General features: G+C 44.4%; 13 protein-coding genes. 4 read left to right on the top strand and 9 right to left on the bottom strand.

Annotated elements, in window-relative coordinates; all coding sequences use genetic code 11:
- The first annotated feature begins 21 nt into the window (after nucleotides 1–21).
- Genes ACLWBB_RS00745 through ACLWBB_RS00735 form a run of 3 tightly spaced genes read left to right on the top strand, consistent with a single transcriptional unit; the run spans nucleotide 22 to nucleotide 2,434 of the window.
- Entirely contained in the window at nucleotides 22–591 is a 570-nt protein-coding gene (locus ACLWBB_RS00745; RefSeq protein WP_413289627.1) for a phosphatase PAP2 family protein, read from the top strand.
- Complete coding sequence (locus ACLWBB_RS00740; protein WP_413289626.1) at nucleotides 588–1,574, top strand: SDR family oxidoreductase; 987 nt, start codon at nucleotides 588–590, stop codon at nucleotides 1,572–1,574. Before ACLWBB_RS00745 ends, ACLWBB_RS00740 begins: the two co-directional genes overlap by 4 nt.
- A 2-nt stretch (nucleotides 1,575–1,576) precedes the next feature.
- Entirely contained in the window at nucleotides 1,577–2,434 is an 858-nt protein-coding gene (locus ACLWBB_RS00735; RefSeq protein ID WP_413289625.1) for a transglycosylase domain-containing protein, read from the top strand.
- A gap of 1 nt (nucleotide 2,435) precedes the next feature.
- On the opposite strand, the gene ACLWBB_RS00730 is transcribed toward ACLWBB_RS00735, so the two are convergent.
- From ACLWBB_RS00730 to ACLWBB_RS00695, 8 genes are all read right to left on the bottom strand, one after another.
- A complete protein-coding gene (locus ACLWBB_RS00730; protein ID WP_413289624.1) occupies nucleotides 2,436–2,588 on the bottom strand; it encodes a hypothetical protein in 153 nt (50 codons plus the stop codon).
- Between the two features lie 121 nt (nucleotides 2,589–2,709).
- Nucleotides 2,710–3,498: an ABC transporter permease gene (locus ACLWBB_RS00725; RefSeq protein ID WP_413289623.1), complete on the bottom strand. Its 789-nt coding sequence runs from the start codon at nucleotides 3,496–3,498 to the stop codon at nucleotides 2,710–2,712.
- Complete coding sequence (locus tag ACLWBB_RS00720) at nucleotides 3,498–4,424, bottom strand: ABC transporter ATP-binding protein (protein ID WP_413289622.1); 927 nt, start codon at nucleotides 4,422–4,424, stop codon at nucleotides 3,498–3,500. Before ACLWBB_RS00720 ends, ACLWBB_RS00725 begins: the two co-directional genes overlap by 1 nt.
- Nucleotides 4,425–4,427: 3 nt before the next feature.
- Nucleotides 4,428–6,242, bottom strand: a complete 1,815-nt coding sequence (gene typA / locus ACLWBB_RS00715; RefSeq protein WP_413289621.1) for a translational GTPase TypA — start codon at nucleotides 6,240–6,242, stop codon at nucleotides 4,428–4,430.
- Between the two features lie 11 nt (nucleotides 6,243–6,253).
- Complete coding sequence (gene dusB / locus ACLWBB_RS00710; RefSeq protein ID WP_413289620.1) at nucleotides 6,254–7,303, bottom strand: tRNA dihydrouridine synthase DusB; 1,050 nt, start codon at nucleotides 7,301–7,303, stop codon at nucleotides 6,254–6,256.
- Between the two features lie 197 nt (nucleotides 7,304–7,500).
- The gene (locus ACLWBB_RS00705) at nucleotides 7,501–8,010 is read right to left on the bottom strand and encodes a hypothetical protein (RefSeq protein WP_413289619.1); all 510 of its coding nucleotides are present in this window, start codon (nucleotides 8,008–8,010) and stop codon (nucleotides 7,501–7,503) included.
- Nucleotides 8,011–8,211: 201 nt separating this feature from the next.
- A complete protein-coding gene (locus ACLWBB_RS00700; RefSeq protein WP_413289618.1) occupies nucleotides 8,212–8,523 on the bottom strand; it encodes a hypothetical protein in 312 nt (103 codons plus the stop codon).
- A gap of 200 nt (nucleotides 8,524–8,723) precedes the next feature.
- A complete protein-coding gene (locus ACLWBB_RS00695; protein WP_413289617.1) occupies nucleotides 8,724–9,323 on the bottom strand; it encodes a nitroreductase family protein in 600 nt (199 codons plus the stop codon).
- 38 nt (nucleotides 9,324–9,361) lie between these two features.
- Between ACLWBB_RS00695 and ACLWBB_RS00690 the strand changes: the two genes are divergently transcribed.
- Nucleotides 9,362–9,850, top strand: coding sequence for a hypothetical protein (locus tag ACLWBB_RS00690; protein WP_413289616.1), 489 nt, complete (start codon nucleotides 9,362–9,364; stop codon nucleotides 9,848–9,850).
- A gap of 3 nt (nucleotides 9,851–9,853) precedes the next feature.
- On the opposite strand, the gene ACLWBB_RS00685 is transcribed toward ACLWBB_RS00690, so the two are convergent.
- Nucleotides 9,854–11,983 carry a PQQ-dependent sugar dehydrogenase gene (locus tag ACLWBB_RS00685; RefSeq protein WP_413289615.1) on the bottom strand — a complete coding sequence of 710 codons (2,130 nt, stop codon included), beginning with the start codon at nucleotides 11,981–11,983 and terminating at the stop codon, nucleotides 9,854–9,856.
- Between the last annotated feature and the right edge of the window lie 14 nt (nucleotides 11,984–11,997).

Below are 11,997 nucleotides of genomic sequence, written 5' to 3'. Positions count from 1 at the left end.
CGCGACTTTAATTTGAAGTGTATGGATTTTCTCTATGAGCTGGACAAAGGGCTTCTTCTTACAATCAATCGTCAGTGGGCCAATTCGTGGTTCGACATTTTTTTCCCAACCATTACGGACATGCATAAAAGTCCGCTCTTTTTTTGGATTGTTGTCCCGCTTTTCTTGAGTCTCTTTGTTTGGAAATACCGTAAATCCGGCGTCATGATTTTTATGATGATGATTTTGGCTCTGGGCACCACAGACCTTGTGGGAAATCACGTTTTCAAGAAAAACGTCGCCCGCGCCCGTCCCGGAGATGCTCTTAGCGCCATGGTGATTGTGCGGTCGCCGTATGGTGGCTATAGCTTTACTTCGAATCACGCCGCGAATATGTTTTGTTTGGCAAAGTATGCTTCTGAGTTTCTGCCACAAACGCGGCCTGTTCTATATCCTCTGGCAATTTTGATTGCTTATAGCCGTGTATACAATGGGGTTCACTACCCTTCTGACGTTGTGGGTGGTGGCTTCTTGGGCTGGTTCCTGGGACTCATTTATAGTATGCTTGCGAAAAACCTCTTTGAGAGAATGCGCAGAAGGGCTCAGCGATGAAAGTACTTGTTACCGGCGCCAATGGATTTTTAGGAAGCTGGTTGACTCGCGCCTTGTTGAAACAAGGTCACGAAGTCTATGCCTTGGTGCGTGCGCAAAGTGATTTATCCGAGCTTGAAGGCGTTTCTTGCAATTACGTTTATGGCGACATCACGGATTTAGATAGCCTCTACAAGTCGTTCACAGATATCGACACAGTTTTCCACACGGCCGGATTGATTGCTTACAAAAAATCCGATCGCGCGAAAATGGAAAAAGTAAACGTGTTCGGCACCGAGAATGTTGTTGATGCCTGCTTGACCAAAAAAGTACGTCGTTTGGTTTATATCTCTTCTGTTGTTGCGGTAGGTGCGGGATTTTCCCCGGACCAAGTTTTGAATGAAGAGTCTCCGTACAATGTGAAACATTTGAATCTTGGATATTTTGAAACCAAAAGAGCCGCTGAAAAATTAGTCATGGAAGCTTGCCAGAAAAAGAATCTGAACTGCGTGATTCTAAATCCAAGTACTATCTATGGTGCCGGTGATGCTCGTAAAGGCAGTCGCGGTACTCAGCTAAAAGTGGCACAAGGTCGATTTGGTTTTTACACTTCAGGCGGCGTTAGTATCGTTGCACTTGAAGATGTCGTAAGCGCCATCCTTGCTGCTTGGGATAAAGGTCGTAGTGGCGAGCGTTATATTTTATCCGGCGAGAATATAACCATCGAAGGTTTATTCCGCATGATCGCAGAAGAAGCTGGTGTGCCGGCACCTCGTAAGAAAATTCCAACCTGGGCTTTGTTTGCTTTAGGACGTCTTGGTGACACGATGGAGAGTCTAGGTATGAAGGGCTCACTCAGCACTGAGAATGCCTGGACGGCAACTTTGTATCACTGGTTTGACAGCAGCAAAGCACAAAAAGAACTAGGATTTAAGCCTCGTCCGGCTCGCGAAGCGATTCGAAATAGTGTATCTTGGATGAAGAAAAACGGACTACTGGGCTAAACATGAAATTTCTGAAAATTGTGGGCATTATCTTCTTAGTGACTCTTCTCGCTGCGGGAGGATTTGCCGGTTACGTCTACTCACGAATCCCGACTGAGCAAGAAATCAAAGGTTGCATTGTCACAACGATGTTCCAAGTGAATTTGTGCCCAGGCTCCAAAGACTATGTTCCTTTGAAATCTATTTCTACTTACTTACAAAAAACGGTGGTGCTGACTGAAGACTCGGGCTTCTTTGAGCATGATGGTTTTGACTGGAAGTCCATTGAGGAAAACGCCAAAAAGAATTTAGAAAAGGGCGAATACGCAAAGGGCGGTTCAACAATCAGTCAGCAGCTTTCTAAAAACATGTTCCTATACAAAGACAAAACGTTGATGAGAAAGGGTCTTGAGTTTTTGATCACTAAAAAAATCGAAAAGACTCTGACTAAAAAAGAAATTCTTGAGCGTTACTTGAATGTGGTTGAGTTCGGTAAAAATATTTACGGCGTCAAACAAGCTGCTCAATTTTATTTTAAGAAAACACCTGCGCAATTGAACATCGTTGAATCCGCGTTCTTGGCAATGGTGCTGCCAAGTCCTATTAAGTATTCTCAATCATACTTTCGAAAAGAGCTGACACCGTTTGCAAGCAAACGTCTGAAACGCATTGTCACCGACATGTATCAATACAGTCGTATTAACGAAGAAGAGTACAACACGGCGATGTATCAGGTGGATAGTTTCTTCTCTCCGTCGATTTTGCCAGAGTTCTTAAAAGAGTTGGATGCCATGGGCGGCAACGATTCTGGAGGCCCTTCTCAGTCTGAAAAAGCAACCTTGGAAGAGCTTGAAAATATAGAGATTGAAGGCGACTTCTAGATTACTTCGTAGCTTGAACTTCAGCAGCAGCTCTCTCAGCTTGCTCTTTATCCAAAGGCTCAACGATGTGTTTGCGATATGAGTAAAACATCAGCGCCAGAGTGAAGATGGCCAGAGCAAACATCACAAAAAATGGTTTCGATATCTGATTCATACGCATATATAAATATGTTTACTTCCGAGAATCAAGTCGCGGCCAAATAAACTTGGCCACGCTGCGGAAAACTGGACCAAGTTTTGTTCTTCAATGATCCCGCATTTATAAAGCGAATACTTTATTTCAAAAGTTTGCCGCGGATGCGGTAGATTGCGATGTTCATCGCGAAGAACCCGAGCGTTAATAGCACGAGTGTGTGTAGCCATACTGCTGTTGTAAAGCCTTCATGCAGAAGACCACGAACTGCTTGGACTGCGTGAGTGAGTGGGAAAAGATATGCGACATATCTTAATCCCCCCGGCAATTGTTCGATCGGGAAATAAGTTCCGCTTAAAAGAGACATCGGCACAATGAAACCTGATGTCGAGTAAATGAACGAGTCATAGTTGCGTGCAATAGACGTCATGATCATCGCAATCGATGCGAACAACCAGCACATCACAAGCAAGATTAACAACGCTGGCAAAATTCTCCAACTTTCAATCAGACCAAATAGTGATGCTACAAAAGCAACACCGCAAACGCTGATGTAACCTTTTGTACAAGACCACAATAACTCGCCGACTGCGATCTCTTCAGGACCGATACGAGTTAACATAATCGTCGCGTAAGTTTTTTGATGAGTCAGTTTTGTGAAGCCACCATAAGTGCCTTCAAAGAAAGCCACCATCATACCCGTTGAACACAAAAGCCCCGGGAAGAAAAAGTCGATATAAGAATGCCCGCCGATATTCGCAACGAAAGCACCCAAACCAAAACCAATCGCACCTAAGTACATCAGTGGTTCAAGCAAAATCCAAAACAAGGACACGGTCCAAGTTTTACGGAAATAAAGGAAGTTTCTAGCCCACACGCTTTTAAAGCCGCTATTCATCTTCGGGGTACGAATAATATCAATAAATTTCATTATTCATCCCTCAATTGATGGCCAGCCAGTTTTAAGAAAACGTCATTCAATGTCGGCTTACGAATTAAGATCTTATCGCTAGCGATAATCTCGATCGCTTTACGGCCCTCTTGATGAGGTGCCACCAAGATCATCACTGTGTCTTGAATCACTTGATAGTTATAACCACCTTCGCGCAAACGGCCCAAGTAGTAATTCAAATCCACGGGATTGGTATCAAACTCAACAACTTCAATTCCGATATGCTCAAGAATCAAATCTGCAGGCGTACCAAGTGCTAAGATGCGGCCATGATCCATGATCGCAACACGATCACAAAGACGTTCGGCCTCTTCCATATAATGCGTCGTCAAAACAACCGTCGCATTTTCAGTTTTAAGATGTTTAATGAAATCCCAGATCCACAAACGCGCCTGAGGATCCAAACCTGTTGTAGGTTCATCCAAGAACAAAACCTCGGGACTGTTCATCAGTCCTCGAGCGATCGCCAAACGGCGCTTCATACCACCGCTGAGAGTATCTACAGAGCGATCTGCGTATTCTTCCAAACGCATGATTCGCAGCAAGGACTGAGCCTTACCGACAGCATCGCGGTTTGAAATTTCATGGTATCTTGCATAGACCAGAAGGTTTTCGATGACGCTGAAGTCAGGATCTAAACCATCTTCTTGAGGAATCACCCCGATACGGGTTTTGATTTCGCGGAAATTCTTTTTAACGTTGAGACCGAGGACGTAGAGCTCTCCACTTGTTACGAGAGCACTACAGTACATCATTTTCATTGTCGTGGATTTGCCGGCGCCGTTCGGGCCAAGAAGCCCGAAGCATTCACCTTTTGCGATCTCTAAATTGATGCCGTCGACGACAAAGTTCTCGTCATATTTCTTTTTGAGATCTTTGAGTTCAACGGCAACCTTTTGGCTCACACTTTATTCTTTCGCGGCTCTCGCACGAGCATTTGGACTCAGCTCGCGGCAACGCAAACGAATGTTCTTCGGCGTTACTTCGATGAGCTCGGAGTCTTTAATCCACTCCATCGCCATTTCCAATGTCATAGGACGTACTGGAACTAGACGGATAGCTTCATCAGAACCCGAAGCACGAACGTTCGTCAATTTTTTCTCGCGAGTAATGTTCACTTCTAGATCATTTTCTTTAGCATGCTCACCAACGATCATACCTTCGTAAACGTCTTGACCGTGAGTTACGTACATAACTCCACGCTCTTGAAGATTCCAAATAGCGTATGCAGTTGCTTGGCCTTTGCGGTCAGAAATCATCGCACCATTCATACGATGCTCAATTTCACCTTTGTATTGGTCCCAACCGTCAAATTGAGTATTCAAAAGACCGGTACCACGAGTATCCGTCAAGAATGTTGAACGGTAACCGATCAAACCACGAGAAGGGATTCTGAATTCCAAACGTGTACGACCAGATCCTTTTTGAACCATGTTCGTCATTACACCTTTACGTTTTCCAAGCTTCTCAGTCACGGCACCAACGAACTGATCTTCGATATCGATAACCGCGATCTCCATTGGTTCCATTTTTTGACCGTTTTCAGTTTTCATAACTACGGTTGGTTTTGAAACTAGCAACTCGAAGTTTTCACGGCGCATTTGCTCGATCAATACACCCAATTGCAACTCACCACGACCGATAACTTTGAAAGCATCGGTGTTGTCTGTTTTTTCTACGCGAATCGCAACGTTGTACAAAAGTTCTCTTTCAAGACGCTCTAAGATTTTACGTGAAGTTACGTTCTTACCTTCAAGACCGGCGAAAATACCGTTATTCACCGAGAACACCATACCCACCGTTGGTTCTTCAACACGGATACGTGGAAGAGGACGTGGATCTGTTGCAGAAGTGATAGTGTCACCGATCGTGAAATCTTCCATACCAGCGATAACAACGATATCACCAGCACCAACTTCTTGAACTGGAACTTGTGAATTCACTTTGTATTGGAACAAAGCTGATACTTTTACTTTTTTCTGAACATTGGCTTGAACACAAAGAACATCGTCACCAACTTTGATGCTACCTGCACGCATACGGCCGATCGCCAAACGTCCTACGTAGTCATTGTAAGAGATGTTAGAAACCATCACTTGAAGTGGAGCTGATTCTTCGATTTTTGGTGGCGGAACTAGGTTTACGATAGCATCGTAAAGAACTTCCAAAGAACCTGTGTTTACTTTTGGATCCAATGTCGCCATACCTTCACGCGCGATTGCGTATACAGTGTGGAAATCACATTGTTCTTCAGTAGCATCTAGATCGATGAACAAGTCGAAAAGTTCGTTATGAACGTCTTGAATACGAGCATCGGAACGGTCGATCTTGTTGATACAAACGATAACTTTCAGGTTTTGCTCAAGGGCTTTTTTCAATACGAAACGAGTTTGTGGAAGCGGACCTTCAGAAGCATCGCAAAGAAGGATACAACCATCAACCATGTTGAGGATACGTTCTACTTCACCACCGAAGTCACTATGTCCCGGTGTATCTACGATGTTTACTTTGATATCTTTGTAAACGAAAGAAGCGTTCTTCGCCGCGATCGTGATACCACGTTCTTTTTCAAGATCCATAGAATCCATCAAACGTTCTTCCACGTGTTCGTTGTCACGGAAAGTACCCGCTTGTTTGATCAAATGGTCAACGAGAGTCGTCTTACCATGATCGACGTGGGCAATAATTGCGATATTTCTAATTTTCTTTGGATCCTGAATCATCTGTTTTCCTTTTATCCGTGTCCACCCATAAGGAATTCCTCATGGCTGGTGTCTTCTTGTTCAATTGTGCCAATGCTTTTAAAAAATTCCATTGCAAGGTCCATCAGTTCATCATGGGACTTCGTTTGGAATAAATTTTTTCGAAATTGGGAAGCGCCAGGATACCCTGTCGAGAACCAAGCTGCAAACTTTCGCAGCTGAATTCCGGTGATATGCTCATCACAATGCGCCACGATAGCTTCGCGAAGGTCTAGGAATAGGCCTAAATAATCTCTCGCGAACTCTTGAGAAGGCTCTTCTCCGCGCCAGAGGCTTAAAGCATCCATAAAAATGTGTGGATTTTTTAAGCATCCGCGTCCAATCAAAACTCCGTCGCATCCAGATTCCTGCATACGTTTCACAGCTTGTTTAGGAGTTAGGATGTCGCCGTTCCCTAGAATAGGTAACCGAGCTTTTGCTTTAATTTCTGCGATATGTTCCCAGTCAGCTAAACCTGAATAGGCTTGAGCACGAGTACGCCCGTGAATAGCCACCCAAGTGATACCTTCGTTGTATGCGATATTGCAGACTTCGTGAGCATTCAAAGAATTTGCATCCCAGCCCGTGCGAATTTTAATCGTCACTGGGATTTTCACTGCTTTCACGACGCTGGCTAAAACTTTTTCCATCAAAGGCAGGTCGCGAAGCATTCCTGAACCCGCACCCTTTTTAACTACTTTGGGAACAGGGCAGCCGAAGTTTAGGTCGACAAAGTCACAACCCATCTCTTCAGCAACTTGTGCACCCTTTGCAAGAATTTCGGGGTCTTCACCAAAAAGTTGAATACCCACTGGACGCTGAGTTGGATCGAAGCTCATCAATTTTAGAGTACGCTCACTTTTGTATTCGATCCCCGTTGCACTTACGAGCTCGGTCACGACAACACCAGCCCCGCGTTTTTTCATAAACGTGCGGAAAGCATGATCGGTAATTCCGGCCATCGGAGCTAAGACGAAGGGATTCTGTTTGAGAGCTTCTAGTGGATGCATACGAAGGCACAGGGTATAGCAAAAAGCCTGCATCTAGCATAGGGGAATTCAGTTAAGTTATTATTTTATTTGAAGTTTTTACCTCTGATAAGTTTGTTTAGAGGGGGCCCGGGGCCTCAACTTCATTATATTCGAGAAGAGTCTTTGCTTAGAAAAAGCAAAGACCGGAGGGGGACGCTTAAACCACACCTCCGGCCTTTGTGCCGTTCAAAATTTTACTAACTTAGAAACTAGTTTGGAGCTGGAGCTTCAGTAGTTTCATCAAGAGCGATAACCATTTTGTTCAAGCCAAGGTTGAAACCAAGACCACGAGCAAATTGCAAAGACACTTGAAGAGCCAATTGTGGCAAACCAACTTTAGTAGCTGTGATAACACCAACGCCACCAAGAACTGCAGCTTGACCTTGAGCTACGTAGTAAGTGCCCAAGATGTCTTCTGGATTCAAGTTAGCCAAAGAGAACTCAACAGCTTGACCGCGCAATTCCATTTTGCCCAAAGCGATTTGTGCAGAAAGAGGTTTTGCAGCCATAGTTACTGTCACTGGGTATTGAGCTTTTTGACCAGTTGGGCTGATACAAGCCAACTCACCTTTACCGTTGAATTGGTAGTCACCAAGGATGATTTTCACGCCAGAAGCTTCACCTTTGAAAGCCAAAGAGCAAGCCCATGCTGGAGCTTGGAAAGCTTGTGCTTGAGATACACCAAGGAACAATGCGATTGCTAAGATTGCTTTTTTCATTTTCATTTCTCCTGCCTCTTTATTGAGGCTGTTATTATTAACTTCTTAAACCCGTCGTTCGGGATGCCCAGAGAAATATTGCAACTCTTAGCAACTGTAAATACCCCCTCCGGGACATGCTGTCCCGATGCTATAATATCGGAACACTACGTCCCGTTTTGAAAGCAGTCGCATTAGGAATATAAAAAAGGCTCGGATTAATTACACTATATCGTCGTCTATAAGGTTCTGCAGAGTATGAAAGCGCATAAAAGGATGTAGGCGTGCACTCATAGTACGACCTAAGCGCTCAATTCTTTTATAGCGCTCCATAGTTTTTGCATGCTCTAGCACGATTTTGCCTAGGATTTCGTTTTCCTCAGAAGTTAAATCACGAATTTCAGCCGCAGCTAAATGTCTTTGAAACAGTTCCTTAATTTTTGTGTCTTCTCCACTATCCAGCCAGAGGGAGAAACAAGAAGAACAACAATCTAATTCAAAATTAAGATTTTCTTCGATGCTAAGTTGAATCATTTTTGTCTTACAAGCAGGACAAGAAATGTTTCTTTTATTCTTTAGACGCAACCACGTGGAATAAAACCACACTGTAAAGCGGCGATTCGTATTCCGCTGAAATTCTGCCAACGAAAATAGAACTCCGTGGTGATTCGGGCAAAACTGATCGTAGTGCCCTTTCTTTAAGTCTTCCCGGCAACGTGGGCACTTAGGCATTACTATTTGAGCCAAGTGACTCGGCCTTCGTGTTGTCTGGGGGCTTTTGGTGGTTCGTGATCTGGATAACCAATCACAATTCCGCAAAGGAGTTCGAGTTCGCCTCTTTGATACTCTGGCAATTGATCAACACCAAGGAATTGGTCTACTTCTGATTTTATTTCTAGTGGCGCACCCATCGTGCAGCAACCAAGTCCTTCAACGAAGCAAGCAAGATTCATGTTTTCCACAGCCATATACACACTACCGATACTAGTGTGATAGCGTTCTTCGGCATCATTGTGGGAGTAGGCAAAAACCAACACCGGCGCATCACCCAATGTGAAGAAGAAACGTTCAGTGAATGCATACAAGGATGGTTTCAAACGTTGTTGAAGAATATCTTTGATTCCTAGCCATGATTTTTGTGAATACTTCAGATACTCGTCACGCTTTTCCCCTTGAACGACATAGAAACGCCAGTTCTGACGGTTTTTGCCAGATGGGGCTTCCATCGCAGCGGCAAAGATTCTCTCTAAGACCTCTTTGGGGACAGGATCTTTTTTGTATTTACGAATAGAACGACGAGCTTTCAATAAATTGTAAAATTCTTCTTTATTCATCGTTGTTCATTCTAACAAACTTATGGCAGACTTCACCTATGGAATCGAAAAAATCTCTGTTCACTGCTGAAAGTCTGCTGTTAGGAAGCCTCGTCGTTGTGGCCCTCCTTGTCACGGGCGTGGCTATGACTCCGAGCTTACGCGAGAGTGTTCGTGATTTTTTTAACCCCGAGCAGAGAACTATCCTGGCTAAAATCTCTGGCGATCTTACTGGCCAAGGGTTGCATGTCACGATTTTAAAGATTCAAACTCGCGATAATATCGTTCTTGAAGTGTACAATATTGAAAATCCCGAAGAGAGCGCCATGATGGCTCGGATTGTTTTACCCGAGAAACGAGACGCCTATTTTCAATTAAAGGGCAATGCGACCAATCTGGGTCTTGCCGATGTTGATCATGATGGCACGCTTGAGATTGTTGCCCCCACTTTCGATGAGCAAATGATCGCGCGCTTGAATATCTACAAATTCAATCCTGATACCCGCGGGTTTGATCGTATGAACGCACCCGCAAATTCTGAGTTCTAAGTTTTATCTAGCAATATAGTAAACGCCATCTTCCGGAGCCACACACGTGTCTTTGAACAATCGGCTATGCGAAGGCACGAGATATACACGGTTCCACTTATAGCCTTCATTAGTCACAATCGTTGCCGGACGTGGATCGATATAGACAATATCACCCACCATCAACTGCCCACAGGATTTTGCAGAAGTTCCTGGCTGTGCACGAACGTTGCGCTTCACGGACATTGTAAAGCGTGCATAACTTTGCTCGATATCTGTTGGTAATGATTGTAGCCATTGAGAAACGATTTTATTAAGTCGCTCCCCTTCTGGAGTTCCATAGAATTGTGGCTTATCAAGCGGTGGCATCGGAGTATAGCCTTCAAGTCTTGCAATAGCTCCATAGGCTTTACTCTTTTCGAGATTTTTTGGAACGATCCACTCGTTCTTCACTAAGAAATCCAAATTGCTAAAACGATCCGTTGCGATATCTGTCGTTTGCAAGTTGCCGTGACATCCAAGACAGTACTTTTGAATAAGCTCTGTTTGAACCTGACGGTAACCTTGATCTAATCCAGGATTGCTACGAATTGCGGATCTCCATGCCAGTAAAGACACCTGGGGATCGATGCTGTTACTAGCATCCTTTTCGCAAGACTCTTGATAGGTTGCATTTTGTGTTCTTGCTAAGCGTAGGATGGTTCTGTTTTCGCGATCTTCAACAATCCAAAGCGAACCGTCTTCAGCCTCCGTGAACGCGACCGGAGCCCCTTTTGGTCTGCGGTTTTTAACTTCATTCCATTTAGAAATAACTTCGGTATAAGGTGCGTGACGGTCCATTCCTCCGTGAGGTTGGAATGCTTTCTTCGTCGGGCATCCTACTTTTTGATTTGAATCAAAGGCCGCAAATTTGTCTGCCGCCTTTAAAAGGGGACGACCTTTATCATCGACATTGTAAGCCACCAAGCGCTGACCGCTTGGTTGATACCCATGCCACGTCACTAAGAGTTTTCCACCTAAGAGATCTGAAAACATCGATCCTTTATAATAAGCCATATGTAGAGGTGCCACATGCGGCGGCATCAACGCCCAAGGAGCTTGATACTCGCCTGGGGATTGTGGATTTTTCTGTGCACAATCGACGGGCTTTTTAAATTGCTTATGAATTTCTAGATTTTTATTTTCTGGAAATAACCATTCCGGCGAAGTTGCTTGCTGGTCATAGCAGTATGGCCAGCCATAGTGAAAACCACGGCCGTTATCTAGATCTACAACGTTGATTTCTTCGTAAGGCTCTTCAGGCTCTGGAAAGTCTCGACTGTTTTCGCCTTGAATAAGAAATCCGCTGTTTGAAATTGCCATCGCCATAGAGTTGCGTAAACCCTGCGCTGCAACTTCGTAGTACTTGATTCCGCCTGCAGGAATATTTTTTAAGTGCTCCCCAGGGATACGATAGATGGCGCCATTTCCTTGCGCGTATTCTTCCGGGCAAGATTTGTAGTTACCAGTTCCTTGCACGACACAGTGATCACTCGGAGAGCCTGAGTTGATATAAAGATCGCCATTTCTTGGATCAAATACAAATTGCGAAAGAGGATGCATATAACCCTCTTTGCGCACAAGGTTTCCAATCACAAGTTTCCAGTCTGTCACTTGGCCGTTCACGATATGAAACTTCGAGATCTGGGTTTTTTCACCGATGTAGTAGAAACCATCTGGCCCCAAAGCTAAGCCATGAGGATTATCTAGCGCCGCTTTCAGAAGTTTGATTTCGTAAACGCCCTTGCTAGAAGGTTTTAGTAGGAAGAGACGTCCGTTTTTAGGAGTCCATCCGCCCATATCGACAACTAAAAATTGCGCGGTCCCAGGAAGTTGCACAATGGTTCGCGGTTTGACGAAACCTTTTTGTGTTTCAGCATCCAGGGCACGACTGCGCGGAAGAACCATGCCTAAGCAGGTGCCCGGCATTGTTTCGACCATCACTCTTGGATAGCCATCACAAGATTTATCTTGAGGATCATAAAGGTAACCGCTTTGATCCAACACCATTTTGCTGGAAGCAGTATCGCGAGATTGAGGCCCCTGAGACGAGCGATGGAAAAAAGTGGAACACTGAACTAAGGTGAATACCATCGCTAGCAATAAAATTCTCATAGGCCCCTCATTGG

This window comes from Bdellovibrio sp. HCB337 (assembly GCF_047302465.1).
In the GTDB taxonomy this organism is placed as follows: domain Bacteria; phylum Bdellovibrionota; class Bdellovibrionia; order Bdellovibrionales; family Bdellovibrionaceae; genus JACMRP01.
The sequence above is the reverse complement of the archived record's forward strand: the minus strand, read 5'-3'. Positions and strand labels throughout refer to the sequence as shown.

Excerpts from the sequence above, each read along its gene's own strand:
- ACLWBB_RS00745 (WP_413289627.1), top strand. The coding sequence starts at position 22 with ATGGATTTTCTCTATGAGCTGGACAAAGGGCTTCTTCTTACAATCAAT.
- ACLWBB_RS00740 (WP_413289626.1), top strand. The coding sequence starts at position 588 with ATGAAAGTACTTGTTACCGGCGCCAATGGATTTTTAGGAAGCTGGTTG.
- ACLWBB_RS00735 (WP_413289625.1), top strand. The coding sequence starts at position 1,577 with ATGAAATTTCTGAAAATTGTGGGCATTATCTTCTTAGTGACTCTTCTC.
- ACLWBB_RS00730 (WP_413289624.1), bottom strand. The coding sequence starts at position 2,588 with ATGAATCAGATATCGAAACCATTTTTTGTGATGTTTGCTCTGGCCATC.
- ACLWBB_RS00725 (WP_413289623.1), bottom strand. The coding sequence starts at position 3,498 with ATGAAATTTATTGATATTATTCGTACCCCGAAGATGAATAGCGGCTTT.
- typA (WP_413289621.1), bottom strand. The coding sequence starts at position 6,242 with ATGATTCAGGATCCAAAGAAAATTAGAAATATCGCAATTATTGCCCAC.
- dusB (WP_413289620.1), bottom strand. The coding sequence starts at position 7,303 with ATGCAGGCTTTTTGCTATACCCTGTGCCTTCGTATGCATCCACTAGAA.
- ACLWBB_RS00705 (WP_413289619.1), bottom strand. The coding sequence starts at position 8,010 with ATGAAAAAAGCAATCTTAGCAATCGCATTGTTCCTTGGTGTATCTCAA.
- ACLWBB_RS00700 (WP_413289618.1), bottom strand. The coding sequence starts at position 8,523 with ATGATTCAACTTAGCATCGAAGAAAATCTTAATTTTGAATTAGATTGT.
- ACLWBB_RS00695 (WP_413289617.1), bottom strand. The coding sequence starts at position 9,323 with ATGAATAAAGAAGAATTTTACAATTTATTGAAAGCTCGTCGTTCTATT.
- ACLWBB_RS00690 (WP_413289616.1), top strand. The coding sequence starts at position 9,362 with ATGGAATCGAAAAAATCTCTGTTCACTGCTGAAAGTCTGCTGTTAGGA.
- ACLWBB_RS00685 (WP_413289615.1), bottom strand. The coding sequence starts at position 11,983 with ATGAGAATTTTATTGCTAGCGATGGTATTCACCTTAGTTCAGTGTTCC.